Source organism: Kaistella flava (ex Peng et al. 2021), from assembly GCF_015191005.1.
Taxonomy (GTDB): domain Bacteria; phylum Bacteroidota; class Bacteroidia; order Flavobacteriales; family Weeksellaceae; genus Kaistella; species Kaistella flava.
Genome location: NZ_CP040442.1, coordinates 3,562,738 through 3,586,993 on the forward strand (window position 1 = coordinate 3,562,738; position 24,256 = coordinate 3,586,993).

General features: G+C 35.9%; 22 protein-coding genes. 14 read left to right on the forward strand and 8 right to left on the reverse strand.

Annotation, left to right across the window (positions count from 1 at the left end):
* Window positions 1–23: 23 nt before the first annotated feature.
* On the reverse strand, window positions 24–1,016 hold the full coding sequence (gene hemB / locus Q73A0000_RS16080) for a porphobilinogen synthase (protein WP_193811915.1): 993 nt from the start codon (window positions 1,014–1,016) through the stop codon (window positions 24–26).
* 123 nt (window positions 1,017–1,139) lie between these two features.
* Between hemB and Q73A0000_RS16085 the strand changes: the two genes are divergently transcribed.
* The 7 genes from Q73A0000_RS16085 to Q73A0000_RS16115 all read left to right on the forward strand — a co-directional run bounded on the left by Q73A0000_RS16085 (window position 1,140) and on the right by Q73A0000_RS16115 (window position 8,924).
* Complete coding sequence (locus tag Q73A0000_RS16085; RefSeq protein WP_244140761.1) at window positions 1,140–1,496, forward strand: T9SS type A sorting domain-containing protein; 357 nt, start codon at window positions 1,140–1,142, stop codon at window positions 1,494–1,496.
* Between the two features lie 95 nt (window positions 1,497–1,591).
* Window positions 1,592–2,854 carry an NAD(P)/FAD-dependent oxidoreductase gene (locus Q73A0000_RS16090; protein ID WP_193811916.1) on the forward strand — a complete coding sequence of 421 codons (1,263 nt, stop codon included), beginning with the start codon at window positions 1,592–1,594 and terminating at the stop codon, window positions 2,852–2,854.
* A complete protein-coding gene (trmD, locus tag Q73A0000_RS16095) occupies window positions 2,851–3,525 on the forward strand; it encodes a tRNA (guanosine(37)-N1)-methyltransferase TrmD (RefSeq protein WP_193811917.1) in 675 nt (224 codons plus the stop codon). Before Q73A0000_RS16090 ends, trmD begins: the two co-directional genes overlap by 4 nt.
* 60 nt (window positions 3,526–3,585) lie before the next feature.
* Window positions 3,586–4,542, forward strand: coding sequence for an endonuclease (locus Q73A0000_RS16100; RefSeq protein ID WP_193811918.1), 957 nt, complete (start codon window positions 3,586–3,588; stop codon window positions 4,540–4,542).
* Between the two features lie 41 nt (window positions 4,543–4,583).
* Window positions 4,584–5,054: an Lrp/AsnC ligand binding domain-containing protein gene (locus Q73A0000_RS16105; RefSeq protein ID WP_193811919.1), complete on the forward strand. Its 471-nt coding sequence runs from the start codon at window positions 4,584–4,586 to the stop codon at window positions 5,052–5,054.
* Between the two features lie 167 nt (window positions 5,055–5,221).
* Window positions 5,222–6,220 (forward strand): deoxyribose-phosphate aldolase, encoded by a 999-nt coding sequence (deoC, locus tag Q73A0000_RS16110; RefSeq protein ID WP_193811920.1) that lies wholly within the window; start codon window positions 5,222–5,224, stop codon window positions 6,218–6,220.
* Window positions 6,221–6,530: 310 nt separating this feature from the next.
* Complete coding sequence (locus Q73A0000_RS16115; RefSeq protein WP_193811921.1) at window positions 6,531–8,924, forward strand: aldehyde dehydrogenase family protein; 2,394 nt, start codon at window positions 6,531–6,533, stop codon at window positions 8,922–8,924.
* Window positions 8,925–9,468: 544 nt separating this feature from the next.
* On the opposite strand, the gene Q73A0000_RS16120 is transcribed toward Q73A0000_RS16115, so the two are convergent.
* A complete protein-coding gene (locus tag Q73A0000_RS16120; protein ID WP_193811922.1) occupies window positions 9,469–10,551 on the reverse strand; it encodes a PorV/PorQ family protein in 1,083 nt (360 codons plus the stop codon).
* Window positions 10,551–11,444, reverse strand: a complete 894-nt coding sequence (locus Q73A0000_RS16125) for a DMT family transporter (protein WP_193811923.1) — start codon at window positions 11,442–11,444, stop codon at window positions 10,551–10,553. Before Q73A0000_RS16125 ends, Q73A0000_RS16120 begins: the two co-directional genes overlap by 1 nt.
* Before the next feature lie 321 nt (window positions 11,445–11,765).
* On the opposite strand from Q73A0000_RS16125, the gene Q73A0000_RS16130 reads away from it, so the two are divergent.
* On the forward strand, window positions 11,766–13,394 hold the full coding sequence (locus Q73A0000_RS16130) for an acyl-CoA carboxylase subunit beta (RefSeq protein ID WP_193811924.1): 1,629 nt from the start codon (window positions 11,766–11,768) through the stop codon (window positions 13,392–13,394).
* A gap of 25 nt (window positions 13,395–13,419) precedes the next feature.
* Complete coding sequence (locus tag Q73A0000_RS16135; protein WP_193811925.1) at window positions 13,420–14,028, forward strand: hypothetical protein; 609 nt, start codon at window positions 13,420–13,422, stop codon at window positions 14,026–14,028.
* 77 nt (window positions 14,029–14,105) lie between these two features.
* Here the strand turns inward: Q73A0000_RS16135 and Q73A0000_RS16140 are convergent, their stop codons facing one another.
* Window positions 14,106–14,615 (reverse strand): YceI family protein, encoded by a 510-nt coding sequence (locus Q73A0000_RS16140; RefSeq protein ID WP_193811926.1) that lies wholly within the window; start codon window positions 14,613–14,615, stop codon window positions 14,106–14,108.
* Between the two features lie 119 nt (window positions 14,616–14,734).
* Here Q73A0000_RS16140 and Q73A0000_RS16145 point away from each other — a divergent pair, with 119 nt between their 5' ends.
* Entirely contained in the window at window positions 14,735–15,442 is a 708-nt protein-coding gene (locus Q73A0000_RS16145; protein ID WP_193811927.1) for a phosphatase PAP2 family protein, read from the forward strand.
* 112 nt (window positions 15,443–15,554) lie between these two features.
* Window positions 15,555–17,696 (forward strand): S9 family peptidase, encoded by a 2,142-nt coding sequence (locus tag Q73A0000_RS16150; RefSeq protein WP_193811928.1) that lies wholly within the window; start codon window positions 15,555–15,557, stop codon window positions 17,694–17,696.
* 515 nt (window positions 17,697–18,211) lie between these two features.
* On the opposite strand, the gene Q73A0000_RS16155 is transcribed toward Q73A0000_RS16150, so the two are convergent.
* Window positions 18,212–18,760, reverse strand: coding sequence for an L-threonylcarbamoyladenylate synthase (locus Q73A0000_RS16155; protein WP_193811929.1), 549 nt, complete (start codon window positions 18,758–18,760; stop codon window positions 18,212–18,214).
* A 149-nt stretch (window positions 18,761–18,909) separates the two neighbouring features.
* Here Q73A0000_RS16155 and Q73A0000_RS16160 point away from each other — a divergent pair, with 149 nt between their 5' ends.
* On the forward strand, window positions 18,910–19,929 hold the full coding sequence (locus Q73A0000_RS16160) for an LLM class flavin-dependent oxidoreductase (protein ID WP_193811930.1): 1,020 nt from the start codon (window positions 18,910–18,912) through the stop codon (window positions 19,927–19,929).
* A gap of 75 nt (window positions 19,930–20,004) precedes the next feature.
* Window positions 20,005–20,253 carry a VF530 family DNA-binding protein gene (locus Q73A0000_RS16165; protein ID WP_193811931.1) on the forward strand — a complete coding sequence of 83 codons (249 nt, stop codon included), beginning with the start codon at window positions 20,005–20,007 and terminating at the stop codon, window positions 20,251–20,253.
* 199 nt (window positions 20,254–20,452) lie between these two features.
* Here Q73A0000_RS16165 and Q73A0000_RS16170 read toward each other — a convergent pair whose 3' ends face one another.
* Genes Q73A0000_RS16170 through Q73A0000_RS16180 form a run of 3 tightly spaced genes read right to left on the reverse strand, consistent with a single transcriptional unit; the run spans window position 20,453 to window position 22,554 of the window.
* Complete coding sequence (locus tag Q73A0000_RS16170) at window positions 20,453–20,830, reverse strand: YchJ family protein (protein ID WP_193811932.1); 378 nt, start codon at window positions 20,828–20,830, stop codon at window positions 20,453–20,455.
* 16 nt (window positions 20,831–20,846) lie between these two features.
* On the reverse strand, window positions 20,847–21,356 hold the full coding sequence (locus Q73A0000_RS16175; RefSeq protein ID WP_244140762.1) for a DinB family protein: 510 nt from the start codon (window positions 21,354–21,356) through the stop codon (window positions 20,847–20,849).
* Between the two features lie 58 nt (window positions 21,357–21,414).
* On the reverse strand, window positions 21,415–22,554 hold the full coding sequence (locus Q73A0000_RS16180) for a cystathionine gamma-synthase (protein WP_193811933.1): 1,140 nt from the start codon (window positions 22,552–22,554) through the stop codon (window positions 21,415–21,417).
* A gap of 198 nt (window positions 22,555–22,752) precedes the next feature.
* Here Q73A0000_RS16180 and Q73A0000_RS16185 point away from each other — a divergent pair, with 198 nt between their 5' ends.
* On the forward strand, window positions 22,753–24,207 hold the full coding sequence (locus Q73A0000_RS16185; protein WP_193811934.1) for a GLUG motif-containing protein: 1,455 nt from the start codon (window positions 22,753–22,755) through the stop codon (window positions 24,205–24,207).
* Window positions 24,208–24,256: the final 49 nt, after the last annotated feature.

Consider the following 24,256-nt stretch of genomic DNA (forward strand, 5'->3'; position numbering starts at 1 on the left):
TCTTTTTTTATATTTAAATTCTTTTATTGATTCAATAAAATTGCCGCTTCTTTCGCCGCATACGTGAAGATCATATCTGCTCCCGCACGTTTGATACAAGTTAAACTTTCGATAATTGCTTTGTCATTATCCAACCAGCCATTTTGAGCTGCAGCTTTTAACATCGCATATTCTCCACTTACGTTGTATACAGCGATTGGTAAATCAATTACCTCACGAACTTTGGCTACAATATCTAAGTAAGGCATTCCCGGTTTAATCATGATGATATCTGCTCCTTCAGCAACATCTTTTAGAACTTCGTCAATGGCTTCTCTGGAATTATGAAAATCCATTTGATAGGTTTTCTTGTCCTTTGGAATTTCTACATTTTCTTTCGGTGCAGAATCTAAGGCGTTTCTAAAAGGTCCGTAAAATGAGCTCGCATATTTCGCAGCGTAGCTTAAAATTCCGACATCAGTAAAACCGCTTTCTTCCAAACCAGTTCTGATTGCAGCAACACGTCCGTCCATCATGTCGCTTGGTGCGACAATATCTGCTCCCGCTTCTGCCAATGAAACTGACATTTTCACTAATGAGTCGTTGGTGGCATCGTTATCGATTTTTCCATTGGTGATGATTCCGTCGTGACCGAATATCGAGTAGGGATCCAAAGCAACATCAGGCATAATCACCATTCCTGGGACTGCATCTTTAATGGCTTTAATCGTGTTTTGCATCAAACCATTTGGGTTCCATGATTCTTTTCCTGTATTGTCTTTCAAATCCTCAGAAACTTTCATGTACAAATTGACCGCTTTCACACCAAGAGAATATAATTCCTGACATTCCTTCACCGTAAGATCTAACGTTCGCCTGAAGATTCCTGGCATCGACGAGATAGGTTCTTGTTTGTTAACGCCTTCCATTACGAAAATAGGCATTACAAAATCATTAGTAGTCAGGGTAGTTTCCTGAACAAGTGCTCTAATAGCGGCAGTTGTTCGTAATCTTCGGTTTCTTGAATAGATGATCATCTTTTGGAATAGTATTTGATTTAACGACTGCAAATTTAAATATAGTTTTGCGAAAAAACTATTGAATTTCAAATTCAATTTCTTACTTTTGTAAGGATATACGTTAAAATAAAATTATTATAGGTGAAAAATTTATTGTTTTTTGTAATATTCATCGGCAGTTTAACAGTTTTTTCGGAAAAAGTTTCCGCGCAGTCTGTAGACCGAGTTTCGATGATAAGCAATCAGAAATCAGATGATGCGGTTATGGTTGCATATCCTAACCCTGCCCGTGATTTTATAATGGTTAAATCTAAAGATGCTTCTTTAAAAATAAAATCAGTTACTTTTTATTCCATTTTAGGAATGCAAGTGGCAGAGTATCAGATCAATAAAAATTCGGAAGAAATTCGATTAGATAAACTACGACCTGGAAAATACCTGATGAGATATGTCTTAAGTGACAACACTCAGAAAGTCACCCAGATCGTAAAACAATAAAATTATTATCCTTGGAATTTATTCAAGGATTTTTTTTGAACTTATTATTGTTATTTAGAATTAATATAAATAAATAATTCCGTAATTTTGTACCTATGGAAGCACGCGAAAAAATAGTAATTATTGGTGGTGGTTTTGCCGGCTTACAGTTTGCGAAATCCCTTAATAATAAAAGGAAAAAAGTGATTGTCATCGACAAAGTGAACCATCATATGTTTCAGCCACTTTTCTATCAAGTTGCTTGTGGGCGAATTGAGCCAAGTAATATCTCATTTCCTTTCAGGAAAATTTTCCAGCGCTCGCGTAATATTCAATTTCGCTTAACCGAAGTACAACAAATTATTCCTGAGGAAAATAAAATCGTCACGGCAGAAGCAGAATTCACTTATGATAAATTGGTAATTGCCACAGGTTGTAAAACCAATTTCTTTGGTAATGCTAAAATGGAGCATTTGACTTTTGGAATGAAAAATACGCAGGAAGCGATTGCTATTAGGAATCACGTTCTGTTGACTTTTGAGCGATTAATTATCGAAAAAAAACGAAGCGATGATGGAAACTGGAATATCGTTATCGTAGGAAGCGGACCCACTGGAGTAGAGTTGGCAGGTGCTTTCGCGGAGATGAAGAAAGATATTTTGCCACGTGATTATCCACACATGAATTTTAGTGATTTAAAAATTATTTTAATAAGTTCTACAGAAATGCCGTTGGGCGTTATGAGTGAAGAAGCTCAACAAAAATCTGAAGAGTATTTAAAAGAGTTGGGTGTCATTTTTATGAAAGGAGAAATGGTGACCGATTACGATGGTGATAAGGTTTTCATGAAAAGTGGAAATACAATTCCATCTAATAATGTGATTTGGGCAGCCGGAGTTACCGGTAATATTATCGATGGTTTAAATCCTGAAATAATCATCAGAAATAGATTCAAAACAGATCGCTATAATCGGATTCTTGGTTATGAAAATATTTTCGCGATTGGCGATATTTCCTATATGGAAACGCCATTATATCCTGCTGGTCATCCTCAGGTTGCGAATGTCGCTATTAATCAGGGAAAAAATTTAGCAAAAAATATTCTTTTAAATTCTGGCAAAGAATGGAAAGAATATGAATATAAAGATCAGGGAAGTTTAGCAACGATAGGAAAACATCGAGCTGTAGTTGATTTGCCCAATTTCAAATTCCAAGGTGTACTGGCCTGGTATTTTTGGATGTTTTTGCACTTGATGCTTATTTTAAGTGTGCGAAATAAACTGGCAGTTTTCTTCAACTGGATGTGGAGTTATATTAACAGAGATTCTTCATTAAGGTTAATAATTATTCCTAATAAAAAGAACAATACGGAACAATGAGAATAGATATTATAAGTGTTTTACCAGAATTAATGGAAAGTCCTTTCCAAACTTCAATTCTGAAAAGAGCAGTGCAGAAAGGTTTGGCAGAAGTGCACTTTCATCAATTACGAGACTGGAGCATCGGAAAACACAAGCAGATTGATGATGAGCCTTATGGAGGTGGCGCAGGAATGGTGATGATGATTGAGCCGATTGATAAATGTATTTCTGAATTGAAAAGTCAGCGCGACTACGACGAAATTATTTACCTCACGCCCGATGGAGAAACATTAACTCAAAAGATTGCCAACACGCTTTCGATTAAGAAAAATCTTATTTTCCTTTGTGGTCATTATAAAGGAATTGATCAGCGAGTTCGGGACTTGCATATCACAAAAGAGATTTCGATCGGCGATTATGTACTTACAGGTGGTGAATTAGCCGCATGTGTTTTAGCAGATTCGATCATTCGACTATTGCCTGGCGTTCTAAATGATGAACAATCAGCCTTGACCGATAGTTTTCAGGATAATCTTCTGTCGCCGCCGATCTATACAAGACCTTCTGAATATAAAGGTTTAGTAGTTCCCGAAATTTTGTTAAGTGGCAATTCAAAGAAAATTGAAGAATGGCTACACGATGAAGCAATGAGAATAACTCTAGAAAAAAGACCAGATATTTTAGATTAAATAAAACGTAATCACTTATTTAATAAGTAAATAATCATAAAAAAGCAGATAGTTTTTAGAATGGGAAATAAAGATGAAAAAGAATTAATTGCTTTCTATAATGTAGAAAACTTATTTAGTCCGGATGCTCCAAGCATTCATAAACTAGATCCTACAGCGTCTGGCTTGAATAATTGGGACGAAAGAAAATACCAAAATAAACTTTTTAAAATCGCGCAGGTTTTTCAATTGATATTGGAAAGCGAAGAATCATTGCCGATGTTAATTGGCATTTCCGAAGTTCAGGGTAAAAAGCCATTGGAAGAATTGGTGAAATTAGATCCATTCAATTCCAATTACGGAATCGTGCATTACGAGTCGATGGATGAGAGAGGAGTAGATGTAGCACTTTTGTACGATAAAAGTAAAATCGAAATTATTTCTTCCGAACCGATTTCCTATCTCTTCGCTGTCGAAAATGAACATTCAGAATACTATGACACGACACGAGATGTTTTGTTTTCTAAAGTAAAATATCTGAACGTAATTATGAATGTCTTCGTTTTACATCTGCCATCGAAAAGAGAAAAAGATGTCAATAAACCTAAGCGCGAATATATTCTCAAAGACTTGCATAAAAAAGTTTCAGAATTAATTTCCAGCACGGGAGAAGCGGTAATCATGTGCGGTGATTTCAATGAAAATCCTGATGAGGAAATGATAGCTAATTTCATTTATGATAATGATTTTAATAAAATTTTAGTTAATCCTTCCGCCGAATTATTTAAAAATGAAAAATTTTCTACATTTCATTACAAAAGTGGCTTACTTTTTGACCAAATGATTTTGTCTAATAACTTTTTTAATTCCAATTATCCACTTCTATTTAAAGAGGCAAAAGTTTTCAATCATGAAAAACTAAGCAATTGGGATAAGAATTTTGCTGGACGTCCTTTCAGAACATACGCTGGTTCCCGATATTTAGGAGGTTATAGCGATCACTTTCCTATATTGACGGTATTATTAAAAAACCAGTAAGGCCTAAATTTTTTTTAATTAAACAGAAAAACTCTTCAAAAATGAAAAATGCAATTAATGCCGAATATCATTTAGATAAGATAGATAAAGAGATTATCTATATGTTGATGGATAATGCGAAAACCTCTTTGGCTCACATTTCCAAAAACGTAGGAATTTCTACTACAGCGGTACACCAAAGAATCAAGAAGTTAGAGCAGGCGGGCGTTATAGAGAATTCAATCTCTTTTCTTAATCCCCGAAAAATAGGTTTCAAAGTAGTATCATTTATTGGGGTGTTTTTGGAACAGCCTAGTCATTATCACGATGCAATTAAAGCGCTCAATGAAATTAACGAAGTTGTAGAAGCGCATTATACCACAGGAAATTACACCATATTTCTAAAGGTTTTATGCCGAGATAATGATCACTTAATGGAAATTCTTAACAAGATTCAAAAATTAAAAGGAGTTACAAGAACAGAAACTTTCATCTCTTTAGAACAAAGTATTAGCAGACAACTTAAAGTATAAATTTAATTTATCGGTAATTTTGTCCTCCATAAAAAGTATGCTTCAGCAGAAGGATACTTTTTTTGCTTTCACTTTTTCAGAAAGCATAACATTCGTTCGGTGATAATTGGTTAAATTTACATTCTATAATTAATGCAAATATATTTTCTAATCAAACCTCATAATTCATGCAAAAGACATTAGAAAAAAATCATACAATTCCTATGCAAAATCACAGTGAAGTGCGCAATGAAGGATTGCCTTTTAATACCAAATATTTTGATGCAATCAATATTAATCGCAGTGCAGTTGAAAAACGCGTCGCCACTTTAGGCGGACGTAGAAGCGTAAAAAAAGAATTTCAGGCAGCTTGGTTGCTCAAAGCAATTTCAATGATTGACCTGACCACTTTGGCCGGAGACGACACCCGCGGAAACGTGATGCGTTTATGTGAAAAGGCGAAAAATCCCGTTCGTGCAGATGTTTTACAAATCTTAGGAATGGAAAATGCCAATTTGACGACAGGAGCAGTTTGTGTTTATCACAACTTAATTCCCTTTGCCAAAGAAGCTTTAAAAGGAACTTCAATTCCTATCGCTGCAGTTTCTACAGGATTTCCTGCAGGTAAAATTTCCCTTGAAGATAAGATTACAGAGATCAAAAAATCCGTCGCAGCCGGAGCAACTGAAATCGATATTGTAATTTCCCGTGATTTGGTTTTAGAATCAAAATGGCAGGAACTATACGACGAAATAAAATTGTGTCGACAAGCTTGTGGCGATGCTCATATGAAAACCATTCTCGCAACAGGCGAAATTCCAACCTACACCAAAGTAGCAAAAGCGTCTTGGGTTGCAATGATGGCCGGTTCAGATTTTATCAAAACCTCTACTGGGAAAGAATCGGTGAACGCAACTTTAGCGGTGAGTTTGGTGATGATCCGTTGCATTCGCGATTATTACGAATTAACCGGAGTAAAAATAGGTTACAAACCAGCTGGCGGAATTCAAAAAGCAAAACAAGCGCTCGATTATTTGATCTTATTAAAAGAAGAATTAGGCAACGACTGGTTAACTCCAAACTTGTTCAGATTCGGTGCAAGTTCTCTATTAGGCGACATCGAGCGACAATTAGAACATTACGTAACCGGAAGATACAGCGCAGGATTCAGACATCCGATGGCGTAATCGTCATACTGAGATTGTCGAAGTACGGTTACTGAGCTTGTCGAAGTAGGGCGCACATTTCCGTCTTCCACTCCCGCTTTTTTGTTTCACTTCGTTACACAAAAAGAGCTCCGTTCAAGCCGGGGCGCAATGGGAACAAAGAATTGAAAGAAGCTTAGAAATACAAAAAATTAGATTTTCAAAAGAGCAAATACACAATCCTTTTTTGCTCTTTTGAAAAACTTAAAAAAAATAAAAACTTTTGTGACTTTTGTGGTTAAAATTACCACATCATCACATTACCAAATTATCACATTATCAAATCAACATAATGGAAATCAAAGAAATATACGACACCATGGTTTACGGTCCCGCTCCAGAAAGTGCAGCTGCTGCTGTGGAATTTTTAGAAAATCATAACCGAAGTTTCGACTTATTTATTGGAGGAGAATGGGTAAAACCAAACGCTAAGAAATACATGGATTCCAACAATCCTTCTAATAAAGAGTTTTTAGCAAAAATTGCCGAAGCCGACGAAACCGATGTTGACAAAGCAGTGAAAGCTGCCAACAAAGCATTACCGGAATGGGTTGCAATCGGTGGATTCGAACGTGCAAAATATTTATATGCGATTGCAAGACAAATTCAGAAACACTCAAGATTGTTTGCAGTTCTTGAAACTTTAGACAACGGAAAACCAATTCGCGAAACCCGTGATATCGATATTCCAATTGTTGCCAGACATTTCTATCATCATGCAGGTTGGGCAAAATTGATGGATACCGAATTCAGAGATTATCAGGAAGTCGGCGTTGTCGGACAAATCATTCCGTGGAATTTTCCCTTAATGATGCTTTCTTGGAAAGTCGCTCCAGCTTTGGCCATGGGAAATACCGTCGTTTTAAAACCCGCAGAATATACGTCTTTAACGGCTTTGCTTTTTGCAGAAATCTGTGAGAAAATCGGATTGCCAAAAGGAGTTATCAATATTGTAACCGGTCGCGGAACCGTTGCCGGAAATGCTTTGGTTAATCATAAAGATATTCAGAAAGTTGCTTTCACAGGTTCTACTAAAGTTGGTAAAATCTTAAGAACAAATATTGCCGGAACAGGCAAAAAAATATCATTAGAATTAGGAGGGAAATCTCCTTTCATCGTTTTTGAAGATGCCGATTTAGATTCTGCAGTTGAAGGAATTGTTGATGCGATCTGGTTCAATCAGGGACAGGTTTGTTGCGCAGGTTCTCGACTTTTAATTCAGGAATCAGTTTCACAAGTTTTCTACAAAAAACTTCGCGCAAGAATGGAAACCTTACGTATCGGCGATCCAATGGACAAAGTAGTTGATATGGGTTCTATTGTAGATCCAATTCAATTGAAAACCATTAAAGATATGGTTCAAATTGGAATCGATGAAGGTTGTACGATTTATCAACCGAAAAATGGACTTCCAGAAAATGGATGGTTTTATCCACCCACTTTATTTACCGATGTTCCAACAAGCGCAGTAATTGCGCAGGAAGAAATTTTCGGACCGGTTTTAGTCGCCATGACTTTCCGTTCGCATTCTGAAGCCGTTGCTTTGGCGAATAATACAAGATACGGTTTGGCTTCAAGCGTCTGGACAGAAAATATCAATTTGGCTTTAGATACCGCACCGAAAATTAAAGCCGGAAGCGTTTGGATCAATTGTACGAATCAGTTTGATGCTGCGGCAGGGTTTGGTGGTTACAGAGAATCAGGTTTCGGTAGAGAAGGAGGAAAAGAAGGTTTGCATGAATACATGAAACCAAGAGTGGAAGCAGAATTTACTTCAAAACCAATTTTGCCGAAAACTGAAAAACCGAAAGATGCTAAAAAAGTAAAAAACACTTTAGCAGAAATCGACCGTACTACAAAGATGTACGTTGGTGGAAAACAAGCTCGTCCGGATGGAGGTTACAGTACGGAAATCAAAAACGCGTTTGGTGAATATATTGGTGAAGTTTCAGAAGGAAACAGAAAAGATATTAGAAATGCAGTTGAAGCAGCACACGCAGAAAAATCATGGGGCGGAATGACTGGTCATGCACGAGCGCAAGTTCTATATTATATCGCAGAAAATTTAGCAATTCGTTCAGAAGAATTTGCAGAAAGAATTGTTGAAATGACGAATCAATCTTTAGAATCTGCACAAGATGAGGTTGAGAAATCAATTGAAAGAATTTATACCTATGCGGCTTACGCTGACAAGTACGATGGAGCAGCGCATTCTACCGTTCAAAGAATGGTAACTTTAGCAATGCCGGAAGCAATTGGAGTAATGGCGATTATTTGCCCGGATGAAAATCCGTTGTTAGGATTTATTTCTACCGTAATTCCAGCGATTGCGATGGGAAATAGAGTAGTGGTCATTCCATCTGAAAAACATCCTTTCTCAGCAACGGATTTCTATCAGATTTTAGAAACATCAGATGTTCCTGCTGGAACCGTAAATATCATTACTGGTCCAAAAGAAGAATTAGCCAACGAACTCGCCAAACATTATAATGTTGAAGGAATTTGGTATTTCGGAACTGCAGAAGGAAGTAGAAATATCGAATTATTATCCACCGATTCTATGAAACGTTCTTGGGTGAATTTCGGTAAATATAGAAACTGGTTGAATCCAAAACATGGTGAAGGTCAGGAATTCTTAAGACATGCAACAGAAATTAAAAACATCTGGATTCCATACGGAGCATAGAACTTTTAAATAGAAATAAATAAAAAGCCACGAAATTTTCGTGGCTTTTTTGTTAAAATAAATCTGCGCAATCTGTTAAATCTGCGAAATAGAAATTCAAAAATAAAACGTGAAAATTTCACCATTAAGATTTGTGAAGCAATTAAGCTCATTAAGATGTCCTTCGGAAAATTGCTTGGCGCTAAAGCTAATGTGATCTCTTTAGCACAAAGATTTTAACTTCAACTTATGTGACTTTTATGTGAAAAAACATATTTATCAGGCAGAAAATATTGACTTTGTGGTTTTAAAAAAATCTGCGCAACTAAATCTTCGAGAGATTAATTCAAATAAACTTTGGAAATTTTCAGCTTTAAGATTTATGAAGAGGTTAAGTTTACTAAGATTTCCCTCGGAAATTGCGTTGCACAACTACTAATGGGATCTCTTTAGCGTAAAGATTTTAACTTCAACTAATGTGACTTATGTGTAAAAAAAAACATATTCGTCAAGCAGAAAATAAGCTTTGTGACTTTGTGGTTTAAATAGAATTTTTAGAGAAATGTTAATTTCTGAAATCTCCCATATCCAATTTCAAAGAAAAGAAATTAGAGTAGAAATTAGAGCCACCAATTCCTGAATTGGTAATCGCGTAATCCAAAGTCAAGCCTTGGTATTTAACACCGATTCCGGCACTTGGTTGGAAAGAAACTTTACGTTTTAAATTCTCGATATCGGTAATCGTTTGAAATCTATTAAGACCCACTCTTACAAAAATCATATCCTGAAATTTGAGTTCAGCTCCTGCGTAAGGCGTAATACTCGCAAAGTCCGTAGAAATAACCGCAGCTGTTTTCGCAAAATCAATGTTGATTCCGGCTTCAGGCATTAATTCTAAATCACGGTTAATTTCAAAATTACGACTCATTCCAAAATTCAATTTCGGCATTGTGATTTCCATTTTATCTTTTGGTGCGGGATTAAATTCCTCGCCATTCACCACGGCAGAAAGTTCTTTCTGATTAACGGTCCAGAAGTTTACCGTAGTTGTAATATCTTTCATTACTGCACCGTAATTCCAGCCATTATCCGAATGATAAATTGCTCCTAAGTCAAAACCGAAACCGTAACCACTTGCAAATTTCCCAACATTTCTGTAAACTAATTTTGCATTAACACCAACATCTAATTTTTGATTCCCGCCTGGATGAAACGCATAAGAAAGTAACGCTGCATAATCGGATTGTGAAAAACTGGTGATTTTGTCGTAATCAATATTTCCTTCAGGATCAATTAATTGCGTAGTATTTAAAATATTATCAACTCCAAGACGAACGATGGAAATTGCAAAAACACCTCCATCATTATCCAAAGGTTTTGCGTACGCGATATAGTCGTATTTCGCAATTGATTCAAAATATTCAGCATGCATTGCCGCGCCTTGCCAATCACGATCAATCCCGTTTAATCCTGCCGGATTCCACATTGGCGAATACACGTCACCTTGATTAGAAATCACTGCGCCGCCCATTGCAAGACCTCTCGCACCAGCTCCGATGTTCAGAAATTCGTTGGAATATTTCCGCACGATTTGAGCTTCAGAAAAAACTCCTGAAGTTATTAAAGCGGCGAAGAATAATTTTCTCATCAATCCTGTAGTTTTTTTGCAGCTGTGTTTTTTCGTGATTTCAATACTCCATTAACAATAATTGCTGAAATCATAATTAAAGAAGCACCATAAAAAATCGGGCTCATTTGTTCAGATTCTCCAAAAATAAAGAAAGCCAGGATAATCCCATAAACTGGCTCTAAATTCACAGTTAGAATTAAGGTAAATGGTGAAATATACTTCATCAAATTAACCGATTCCAACATTGGGAAAGCCGTAAATACACTTGCTAATATGATAACTAACGTCAAATCATGCGTGCTTATTTCATTCAACTGAAAAATTTGCCCGGTCAATAGGAAAAATGCCGTCAGGATTAGGAAACCCGAAAATATTTCATAGAAAATAATATTTCCAGAACTCGTTTTACCAAATATCTTTCCATTAAAAACAGAAAATACAGTTCCGAAAAGAGCGGTAAGAATACCGTAAAATATTCCTTCTTTATATTGAAATTCAGTTTTAAAAATTAAGCCCATACAAATCACGATGACCACTCCCATGACGACTTCGGAGATATCAATTTTCCTTTTAAAAATAATCGGTTCTAGAATCGACGCAAATAAAGTAGAAAGCGACAAACAACTTAAGGCAATCGAAACGTTAGAAACTTTGATGGCATAAAAGAAACATAACCAGTGAAAGGCCATAAATCCGCCAATAAGAGAAAGTTGAATGAAAAGTTTTTTAGAAATTTTAATGCTTTCTTTTTTGAAGAAGCGGATGAAAATAAATAAAAACAGCGCCGCAAAAAGCATACGATAAAAGGTCAATATTTGTGCGTTGGCCGTAATGAGTTTTCCTAAAATTGCGGTAAATCCCCAAAGAAAAACAATAATGTGAAGTCGAAAAAGTGCAGATTTTTTTACCACTATTTTAATATTTTAACTTTTGCAAATCTACAAATCCAATTTAGATTATAAGAACAATTTACTTCTTCATTTATTGAAAAAAAACCCTGAAAATTTCAGCAACTTTCAGGGTATTCAAATAATAAACTACTAAAAAAAATAAAACTAGGAATAAATTAGGAGTAATTCCTGTTATTTATAACGGGATTTTAGTTTTTTTATTTTGCTTGTTTTCAATAATTCTGCTAAATAATTTTCTGTGTTTCAAATCATTAGTTGTGGTGCGTGTTTGTTAAAGTATTATCTTAAAAAATCTTACCTTTAAGAAAATTTTTTTCACGTATGGATTTAGAATTTAACAAAAGAGAAGATCAAAATAAATTAAAACTTGGCGCGATTAACAGTCTGCTTTCTGAAATTAAAAAAGGAGGTGGCGAAAAGCGGTTGCAAAAACAAAGAGATGAAGGCAAGTTAACCGCACGCGAACGAATCGATTATCTTCTTGATAAAAATGCAGATTCTATTGAAATTGGCGCTTTTGCCGGATATGAAATGTACGAAGCCGAAGGTGGTTGCCCGAGTGCAGGAGTTGTAGTGAAGATGGGTTACGTTTCTGGAAAGCAATGTTTGATTGTTGCTAATGATGCTACTGTAAAAGCTGGAGCTTGGTTTCCGATTACGGCTAAAAAGAATCTTCGTGCTCAAGAGATTTCAATGGAAAATAAATTACCAATTATTTATTTAGTTGATTCCGCTGGAGTTTATTTGCCGATGCAAGATGAGATTTTTCCGGATAAAGAACACTTCGGGCGTATTTTCCGTAACAATGCAAAAATGAGTTCCATGGGAATTATTCAGATTTCTGCGGTCATGGGAAGTTGCGTTGCTGGTGGTGCTTACTTGCCAATTATGAGTGATGAAGCGATGATTGTCGATAAAACAGGTTCTATCTTTTTAGCCGGAAGTTATTTGGTAAAAGCCGCTATTGGCGAAACCATTGATAATGAAAGTTTGGGAGGTGCAACGATGCATTGCGAAGTTTCTGGCGTGACTGATTATAAAGCGAAAGATGATAAAGATGCGCTAGACAGAATTAAAAATATTATGAAATCAATCGGCGATTATGAAAAAGCCGGTTTCGACAGAACTGAAAGTTTTCCACCAAAACAAAAAATAGAAGATATTTTCGGACACATGCCAGTTTCAAGATCGGAGCAATATGATACTTTTGATATTATTAAATCTTTGGTCGATAATTCAGAATTCGAAGAATATAAAGGAGATTATGGTAAAACGATTATTTGTGGTACGGCCAGAATTGATGGTTGGAGCGTAGGAATTGTAGCTAATCAAAGAAAATTAGTGAAAAACGGAAAAGGAGAGATGCAGTTTGGTGGCGTTATTTATTCTGACTCTGCAGACAAGTCAACTCGATTTATTGCCAATTGTAATCAAAGAAAAATTCCATTATTATTCTTACAGGACGTTACTGGATTTATGGTAGGTTCAAAATCTGAACAAGGTGGAATCATCAAAGACGGAGCGAAAATGGTCAACGCCGTTTCGAATTCTGTCGTTCCTAAATTTACTGTTATTACAGGGAATTCTTATGGTGCTGGAAATTATGCAATGTGTGGAAAAGCATATGATCCAAGATTAATTGTTGCGTGGCCATGGGCAGAACTTGCGGTAATGGGTGGAAGTCAGGCTGCTAAAGTTTTGGCGCAAATTCAAACTTCAACTTTAAAGAAACAAGGAAAAGAAATTTCGGCAGAAGAAGAGCAGGAAATTTTGAAAACTATTTCAGAAAGATATCAGAAACAAACCGAACCTACTTACGCTGCGGCAAGATTATGGACGGATGCTATCATCAATCCTGTGGATACCAGAAAATGGATTTCAATGGGAATTGAAGCGGCGAATCATGCTCCGATTACAGAGAAATTTAATTTAGGCGTGATTCAGGTTTAACATAAAAACTCTAAAAACACTTATTATGAAAAAATTACTATTGTTCCTCGCAATTCTGAATTTCAGTTTTGTGTTTTCTCAATGTACGATTACTGGCGCTGATCAAGTTCAGGTTGGTGAAAGACAAACGTATTCCGTTTCAGATAGTAATGTGCAATGTACAGATTGTTATGCATGGACCTATTTGGATCAGAAGGTGATTTTGGAAGATGACACTCACAGCAATACGCTGACTTTAAAAGGGTCACTTCCGGGAAAAGCACTCTTATCTTTAGAAATAAAAACTAATGAAGGAATTTCGAAATGTCAGAAATCAATTCAAGTAATAGCGCCCACTTCAAAGGTGTTAGATGTTAATGCGCCAAAATGTAATATTACGACCGATTCTTTTAAAGAAGTTAGAGAGTCAGATAAAACAGTCGTTTTTGAACCAAGTGACACGGAGAAAGATTATTCCTACAAATGGACCGTAACGTATAGAAGCGGTGATAAAAAAGTGTCCGGTGAAAAATTAGGAAAGTTCAATTTTTCAAATGAAAATGTAATTGATACAGTAGAGCTGGACATCGTTGATAGAGAATGTACGAAGAAAATATCAAAATCTTACAATAATAATTTCTGGTATTTTTTCTAGAAAATATTAAGACAATAGAAATAGTAACAAAAAAAGTCCACCTTAAAAAGTGGACTTTTTTGTTGAAAAGAGAATTTTTACGCTTTTACAAACTGTAATTCTCCGTAAATTCTTACATCGTCAGAAACCATAACACCACCTGCTTCCAGGGCTGCATTCCAGTTTAATCCGAAATCACTTCTCTTCACTTTACCTTCGAAAGAGAAACCAGCTTTGGTTTGTCCCCATGGATCCACATTGATTCCACCAAATTCTACATCTAATTTAACTGGTTTTGTAACACCATTGATTGTTAAATTACCAGTAACTTCACTGTTTAAAGAATTAGATTCGAAGGTAATTGTCGGGTGAGTAGCAACATTAAAAAATTCTTCGCTTTTTAAGTGGTTATCACGATCTGTGTTGTTTGTACTAACTGAGTCCGTGTGGATTGTTGTTTTTACAGTAACATTCTTGAAAGTGTCGTCTTCAGCTTCTAAATCTGCTGTGAAGTTGGTGAAAGAACCTTTAACGTTAGAAATCATCATGTGTCTTACTCTAAAAGTAATTTCACTGTGCGTTGGGTCTAAATTCCATTTTGTAGCCATAATAATATATAATTGATTTGTTTGATTTTGATAATGCAAAAATAGGACGGTTTAAATGAATAAACATTGATGTAGGTTAAGAACGTATAAATTTTTATATTTGTTTAAACATCCTTGCCATGAAAAAAAATTATGCATTTCTATTATCAATGCTTTTTGTAAGCATGAATTTTGCGCAAGTGAGTGACACTTTAAAAGTTGAGAATGAACGTTTCGATTTTCGATATAAAAAATTATATGTTCCCGCTGCATTAATGCTTTCAGGAATTATAACTGATAGTAATGGTAAAGAATCTCTGAAAAACGAAATCGTAGAAGGGCGCAACGAGCATCTTTTTGGTTTTAAAAATCACTTAGATGATTACGCACAGTTTTTTCCTTTTGCAGCAATCTATGGTTTTGAAATCGCTGGCATGAAACCCAGAACAGATTGGAAAAATCGCACCGCTATTTTAATTAAAGGACAAATCGTAAATCTAGGTTTGGTTTATATTTTAAAAAAATCTTTGCATGAAACCCGTCCTGATGGAACTGCTTACTCATTCCCGTCCGGTCATACTGCCAATGTTTTTGCCGGAGCGACGATGCTTTCGATAGAATATGGCGAAGATTACAAATGGGTTCCTTACGTTGCTTATGGCACTGCAACAGCAGTTGGTGTAATGCGAATGGCGAATAACAAACATTATATTTCCGATGTGCTTTTCGGTGCTGGTCTGGGAATTCTATCAATGAAAGCCGCTTATTGGACGCATCAATACAAATGGAACCGACCGAAATCTGAGCAAGATCCGCTAGCTATTTTGTACACTTTCCCAGAAAAATAATTCCTTAAATAAAACTCAATTTTATTTATTAATTTTAGCAATCTTTTAACATTGGGTAAATCCTTTGATTTAAAGGATTGCTTTTCTATTTTAAAATATTTATTTATATCAGATGAAAATATCTAAACTCTCATTTCTTTTCCTTTTTTCAGGAAGTTTTCTATTTGCGCAAACTCAAAAATTCACCATCGCTGAAGCGGTAAACGGTTTAAGAAGTAATCTTGCCGTGAAGAATATTTCTCAGTTCTCTTGGGCTGATGATGGTAAATCTTATTATCAATCAACGCAAAATGGTTATTTGGTAACTGATGTTGCTACGCAGAAACAAGATACGTTGGTTTCATTATATCAATTGAACAAAAATGTTTCTTTAGATCAAAAATTAAAATCCTTTCCGAGAATTACTTTCGTAACTAAAGATAAAGGATATTTTACTCAAGGTTCTCAAAATTTCTGGATCGAGCGTTCTGGTAAAGAATGGAAAATTAAAGAGGGAATTACTTTGGATAAAGATGCGGAAAATGTGCAAATGTTTGATAATAATCAAGGTTTTGCTTACACCATCAAAAACAATTTATACCTTAATAAAAACGGAAAAGTTATCGCTATTACTAACGATAAAAGTGAAGATATCTTAAACGGACAAGCGGTTCACCAACGAGAATTTGGTATCGACAGAGGAATTTTTATTTCACCTGATAATTCCAAAATTGCCTTTTATAGAATGGATCAATCCATGGTTGGAGATTATCCAATTATCGACTGGAGCGTCGTTCCTGCAGTAAATAAAAATATCAAATATCCGATGGCCGGAACTCCTTCTCATCATGTGACTTTAGGGATTTACGACATCAAAACGAACAAGACCACTTTCCTAAATATCGAAGGTGATCCTGAACAATATTTAACGGTATTTACCTGGAATCCAGATTCGAAATCGGTTTTTGTCGGCGTATTAAATCGTGATCAAAATGATTTAAACATGAATCAATACAGCGCTTCTACCGGAACTTTCATGAAAAAGATGTTCGAAGAAAAATCTGATAAATATGTAGAACCACAACAGCAATTATTGTTTTTCCCGAATTCAAGTACGGATTTTATCTGGCAAAGTCAGCGAACAGGCTTTAACCATTTATTCCATTATAATATTGATAAAGGTTTGGTTGCTCAGTTAACCAAAGGCGATTGGTTGGTGACTGATGTTTTAGGTTTCAATGAAAAAAAGAAAGAAATTTTCTATGTTTCTACGCAGGAATCTCCGTTGGAAAGACACCTTTATAAATTGGACTGGACGAATTTTAAAACCCAAAGACTAGATCAAGGTGCCGGAACGCACTCAGGTATTTTGAGCAAAGACGGAAATCATTTGTATGATACTTATACGAACGCGACTACACCGAGAAGTATTAATTTGATCAATACTAATACTTTAAAAAGTAAAAATATACTTTCTTCAGAAAATACTTTAAAAAATTACCAGCGACCGGAAATCAAAAATGTTACTTTAAAAGCAGATGACGGAACTCCATTATACGGTGAAATTATTTTGCCAACCGATTTTGATGCCAACAAGAAATATCCGGTGATTGTTTATTTATATAACGGTCCACACGCCCAATTGGTGGTAGATACTTTCCCGGCCTCCGGGAATTTGTGGTATGAATTTATGGCGCAAAAAGGCTACATCGTGTTCACCATGGACGGACGAGGATCTTCTAATCGCGGATTGAAATTTGAGCAGGCAATTTTCAGACATGCCGGCGAAACCGAAATGAAAGATCAACTGCAGGGAGTTGCTTATTTGAAATCTCTACCTTACGTAGATGCCGATCGATTGGGGATTCACGGTTGGAGTTATGGTGGATTTATGACCACGAGTTTCATGTTGAAACATCCCGATGTTTTCAAAGTTGGAGTTGCAGGTGGACCTGTTATCGACTGGAATATGTATGAAATTATGTACACCGAAAGATATATGGATACCCCGCAAAGCAATCCTGAAGGTTACAAACAAGCCAATCTTTTAGATAAAGTTCAAAACCTAAAAGGTCATTTATTAATGATTCATGGAACGCAAGATAATGTAGTAGTTTGGCAACATTCGATTAACTTTTTGAAGTCCGCTGTCGATCACGGTGTGCAGATGGATTATTTCGTTTATCCGGGACATGAGCACAATGTTTTAGGAAAAGACAGAGTTCATTTGATGCAGAAGGTTACCAATTATTTCGATGAATATTTGAAGAAATAATTTTATTTGGGCAGACATTTGACTATGTCGAATGTCTATTTATCATTTTTTTATGGCAGACATTTCCGTCTTCCGTTCCCGCTTTTTTAATTGCTGGCTTAGTTTCGGCAGGCTCAACCACCACGACAAGCTCAACCACCAATTAAAAAGAGCTCCACTCAAGCCGGGCTGCAGATTTCGGCTATTTAGAAAAGTAGGATAAAATTTAAATCAAAAGAAGAAAGTGTCTCAATACTCGAACTGACGCTCTGAGATTCTGATATTTGAATCATATGCTCGGACAGGAGTCCGTGAGAAAACCATAGAAAAAGCCGTTTCATATAGTTATGAGACGGCTTCTTCTTTTGATTACTACACAAGTTTATATAAAAAAAGCAGGATAGAATCTTGCGAGCTTCGTTAAGTAAAATAACATAGTCGACGAAGTTAACTTTGTGCCCTAAAAGAAGAAAGAGAAATATTCATTTGTAAAAGAAATCAATGCGACTTTGCGTTAAAAAGAATTAAGAATTAAATTATTCCCGAATCACTTTAATCCGTCCGTCATTCCAAATTCTTATTACGGATGAACCTGAGAATTCAGAAACTTTATCATGGTTTTCTTCTGCTACGAAATCTACAGCATCGATTATTTCCTGCGAAATATCCGCGAATTTCATTGGTGATTTTTGTCCACTAAAATTTGCTGAGGTAGAAACCAACGGTTTATTTAATTTAGTAATGATTTTCTTTAAAAACAAATCATTGACCAACCGAATTCCGATGCTGCCATCTTCCGCCAAAATTTCTTTCGGTAAACCTTTAGGATTATCATAAATTAGAGTTACCGGTTTTTCAGATAAATCCATAATTTCCCAGGCCATTTCCGGCACGTCTACCAAATCTTCCAAACGTTTTGCCGATTCTACTAAGATAATCATCGACTTGTTTTTCTCACGTTTTTTGATTTCGAAAATTTTGTTGATTGCCTCAATATTGGTTGCGTCACAACCGATTCCCCAAATGGTATCTGTTGGGTAAAGTAGCGTTCCGCCGGCTTTTAAAGTTTCTATGATTTTTTCCATGAATTAATTTAAATATTTTTAAAGACCATTTTGACAATTGCAAAAGTAATTAAAATATAGAAGTTTATTTTTACACTCGGTTCTTATCATTCATCAATTCTTTTTATTTTCAATTACGGTAATTTTGTACTATCAAAAATCGTAAAATTATGGAATTAGGAATTGGAATGTTTGGTGATTTAGCTGTCGACCCACACACCAGAAAATATAAAGATGCGGGAATTAAGATCCGCGAAATTTTAAGACAGGTAAAATTAATGGATGAGGTCGGAATCGATGTTTTTGCAATGGGTGAACATCACCGCCCTGACTATGCTGTTTCGTCTCCGGAGATGGTTTTAGCCGCAGCTGCAAGTCTCACCAAGAATATAAAATTAGCAAGTGGAGTAACAGTTTTGAGTTCCTCAGAACCTGTAAAAGTATATGAAGATTTTGCCACCTTGGATTTAATTTCAGATGGAAGAGCCGAAATCTATGTCGGTCGCGGAAGTTTCATCGAATCTTTTCCATTATATGGATATTCTCTGAATGATTATGAACAGCTTTTCGACGAAAAGTTAGATTTATTATTGAAAATAAACGCTGAAGAAAATGTTTCCTGGACCGGAAAACTTCGTGCGCCAATGGAAAATCAAACCGTTTATCCCAGAGCTAAAAATAACGGGAAAATTCCAATCTGGAGAGCTGTTGGTGGAACTCCACAATCGGTCTTAAGTGCCGCCAAATTAGGAATGCCTTTAATCGTAGCCATTATCGGTGGTATGCCAATTCAGTTTAAAAATCTCATCGATTTTTACAAACAGGAATATATTGCGGCGGGTCATAAAGAGTCTGAAATGCAACTCGCAATTCATTCCCACACGTTTGTTAGTGACGATCAGAAAGTGATTGACGGATATTTCCAAAATTATAAGTCTCAAATGGATCGAATTGGAGCAACAAGAGGTTGGGCACCTTACACCAAAATGCAGTACGATGGTGGAAAAGCAAAAGAAGGCGCCTTGTTTATCGGAAATGCCAGCGAAGTTGCTGATAAAATCGCTTACATGAAAGAGATTTTCGGCATCACCAGATTTATTGGTCACATGGATGTTGGCGCTCCGGAAAATGACATCATGATAAAATCTATTGAATTATTTGGTGACAAAGTAGCGCCAACCGTGAGGTAATAATTATTCCACCGAAAAGTTTTACGGTGGAATATTTTTTTTTAGTTTAAGATCAAATTTCTTACATTTACAATTATGTACGAAAAAGCAACTGATCCCTTACACGGAAAGCGCCTTGATACCATTTTAGAAGAACTGGTCGATTATTACAATGGATTTGAAGAATTAGGAAAGCAGATCAATATTAAATGTTTTACCGATAATCCGAGCATCAAATCTTCTTTGAAGTTTTTACGAAAAACAGATTGGGCAAGAACGAAAGTGGAGAGTTTGTATCTGTATGTTTTAAGACAGAAAAAGAAACAGGAAAGATCGCAAGATTAGTTTCCTTCTAAAAAAACAGTTTTTTTTAACCGCAAAAGAGACAAAAGTTTAATGATTTTGAAGTTAATCAAAAGTGCGCAAAAGTCTATGCGTTCTGCAATTTCCGACGGAAATCTTAATGAACTTAAATTCTTAATACAAAATCTTAATGGTTAAATCTAAGATTGGAAGTTTTCAAAAACTTCTGTTTAAATAATATCTAATCTAGAAATTCACCGGAAACATAATACCAACGTTCATTCAACTTCTCAAATAAAGAAAGTTCATGATGCAGCTGCGGTTTTCCATCTTCATCGGTATAATATGCTTTGAATTCTACATGGTTCAAATCTGGAGTTTGTACGATTTCCAGTTTTGTCCATTGGTTAATTTCTCCCCATTCCTGCAAATCTTCTTTGTTATGAAGTTTCCTTTTTCCAGGCAAAGTAGTTTCCATTAAATATTCCCCATTCGGAATAGCAAAGGCAGAAAATCTGGAACGCATCAAAGCTTCAGCAGTTGGAGCATATTTTTCACCAGTGTGAAAAAGTTTACAGCATTCTTCGTACGATTTTCCGGAGCAGCAAGGACAGTTCATTTTTTTTAATTAAATTTTAAATAAGATTTGGCAAATACCTTTCTTTAATAATATTGAGGTGATGAATATTATGACCCACCACTAATTTACCAATCGTTTCTACCGAGATTTCATTATTATTGGCAATACCGGTTTTTGAAAGAACAGTTGGATTCAAATTTTCAAAGAACAAGATTGTTGATTTTCGCAAATAGTCAAACTCTTCGATTAAACTTTTTACATTTCTTTCTTCAAGAAAATAGTTGTTCGCATATTCCTCTTCGTCCCAACCCGCTAATTCAGTTTTATCATTTCTCGAAAATCGTAAAGCACGGTAAACAAAAATTCGTTCCGCATCGATAAGATGTTGCAACAAAATTTTCAAACTCCATTTTCCCTCTGCATAAGCGAAATCAGCTTGTTTGTTAGAAAGTTGCTGATAAAGTTCAATGGTTTGATTTCCGGAACTTCTCATTTCTTCCAGCCAGTTTTCTGTCGGAATTAAATCAAGATATCTTTGAATGTATTTTTGAAATTCTGTCATCATTAATTGAAAAAACCTCCAAGCTTTCAATAGCTTGAAGGTTTTAATTTTTAAAGTTTATTTAACTAAATGCTTTTTCCAAATCTGCGATAAGATCTTCTTTATCTTCAATCCCAACACTTAATCGGACCAAATCGTCGGTAATACCTAATTCAGCGCGTTTTTCAGCTGGAATAGAAGCGTGTGTCATTAAAGCAGGATGATTCGCCAAAGATTCAACACCACCCAAAGATTCAGCTAATGTGAAAACTTTCAAGTGTTCCAAAAATTTAATAGAATCTTCTTTTTTTCCTGACTTGAAAGTGAAAGAAACCATTCCTCCCGGTTCTCTCATTTGTTTGTTTGCCAGCTCATGTTGTGGATGAGATTCTAATCCTGGATAAAAAACTTGATCAACAGCAGGATGACTTTCTAAGTATTTCGCTACTGCAATACCGTTTTCAGAATGTCTTTGCATTCTTAAAGCCAATGTTTTAATTCCTCTTAAAACCAAATAAGAATCGTGTGGTCCTAAAATTCCACCACTTGCGAATTGAATGAAATGTAATTTTTCACCAAGTTCAGGAGTGTTTGCAATTAAAGCACCAGCGATTGCATCGGAGTGACCGCCTAAATATTTGGTTGCAGAATGCATCACGATATCTGCGCCCAAATCAATTGGTCGCTGAATGTAAGGAGTTGCAAAAGTATTATCTACTGCAACTAAAATATCTTTTCCTTTTACCAAATCAGTAACCGCTTTGATATCAACTAATTTCATCAAAGGGTTTGTAGGTGTTTCCAGCCAGATTAATTTGGTTTTATCGGTAATAACATCTGAAATTTTTGAAACATCATCAAAACTTACGAAGGTAAACTTCAACTGATATTTTTCAAATAATCTGGTGAACATTCTGTAAGTTCCGCCGTATAAATCGTCAACTGCTACGACTTCATCGCCCGGATTTAATAATTTTAAAACACAGTCAATTGCTGCCAGACCAGAACCGAAAGCCAGTCCTCTTGCTCCGTTTTCGATAGAAGCCAAGCTGTCTTCCAATGCTTGTCGGGTTGGATTTGCTGCACGGGAGTACTCATAACCGGAATGAATTCCCGGTGATTTCTGTGCAAAAGTAGAAGTTAAAAATACAGGAACATTTACAGCGCCTGTAGCTGATTCGTGGTGTTGACCACCGTGTATTACTTTGGTGTTGAAGTTCATGCTCCTAAAAATTTAAGTAGTTTAATAATTTACAAAGATACAAAGGTAATTCTTTCTGAAAATCTGAAAGTGCTTTATATAGGCGCTTTTCAATATTTGTCTTTGCGAAATTCACGAATTTTACAAACGTTTAAATGTTTTTTTCTTTGTAGAAAGTAAGAAAAGTTTGTATTTATGCATCTAATTTAAAAATGTATTATGAAAAAAAGAATTATCTTTTTAGCGCTTTTTGCCGCTTCCAGTCATGGCGTTTCTGCCCAGTTAATTAAAGCTCCGAACGAGGGTGAAAAAGTAACCTTCTTAAAATCTGTCGCTCCTTCTAACGCAGCATTTTTTCTAAAAGCTCCTACTACTTTGTGGCAGGATAATGCAGATGAAAGTTGGTACAATGTCTCAGCTACACAATTTACCCTTACTACACCGGCGCAGGTTGCAGGACTTGCGAAAATTGTAAATGCAGGAAACTCATTCGCAGAAAAAACCGTGATTTTCGGAAATGATATGGATTTTGGTGCGCACCTTTGGATGCCAATTGGAAAAGGCTATCAGTTTCCTTTCTCCGGAATTATTAAAGGAAACAACAAGAAAATTCTGAATGTGCAGATCAACCTTCCGGCCGGAGATTTCGTTGGATTTGTAGGTCAAATGTTTAATGGAAAAATCGACAATCTTACGGCAGAAAATGTAACAGTTTCCGGACACGACACCGTTGGAAGTATTGTGGGGAATTTATCAACCAACAGTACAATGGATAATTGCCATGCGAAAAATGTAAATATTTCCGGAACCGATTTTAATGTTGGTGGTTTAGTTGGTGGACTTTTAACGAATTCCAGCATAAGTAATTCGTCGGCAGAAGGCGACGTGAGCGGCGTAAACCAAGTTGGTGGTATCGTTGGAACCGTTTGGGATAAAACTTCTATTACCAAAACATACGCAAAAGGAACTGTTTCCGGACAGTATATTATCGGTGGTTTTGCCGGTTACAGCACTATGGCGTTTCAACCCAACAGAAATAACGAAATTTCAGATTCTTATACGCGATCCAATGTTAACGCTTCTTCAGAAAGAGTAGGCGGGTTTTATGGAGGACCTGAAAGTAATGCGATTACAACCAACGTTTATTCCACAGGAACCGTAAATGAGGTTTTTGCCAGCGGAGGCTTTGCAGGTTTTGTTATGCAAACGGTAGCTCAAAATGTGTATTATGATTATACGGTGGCACCCTTGGATGCTGTCGGAATGTTGATGGGACCTCCGGTGACCGGTATTAATGGGTGGACATCAGAACAGATGAAAAGTCAAAATCTTGCGACTTCTTTGAATGCAGGAAGATCAACGGCAGTTTGGTATTTTGATGCTTCTAAAAATGATGGCTATCCAACGCTTGATTTTGAACAGGCTTTAGCAACATCAAACAGTTCGGTACGTTCTAAAGTTCAGGTTTATCCAACAATCGTTACAGACTTTATGACCATTAATTCAAAAGAAACGAACATGACTTACAAAGTGTTGGATTTTTCTGGAAGAATGATTAAGTCTGGAGCTGTAAATGATGGCAAAGTAAATTTCTCTCAGTTAGGAAAAGGAAATTACATCTTGGTGCTTCAAAATGGAAGTGAAATGAGCAGCCATAAGTTTATCAAGAATTAATTTTAGTTCTGTTATAAATAAAGCGTCGTTCCCAACTGGAAACGACGCT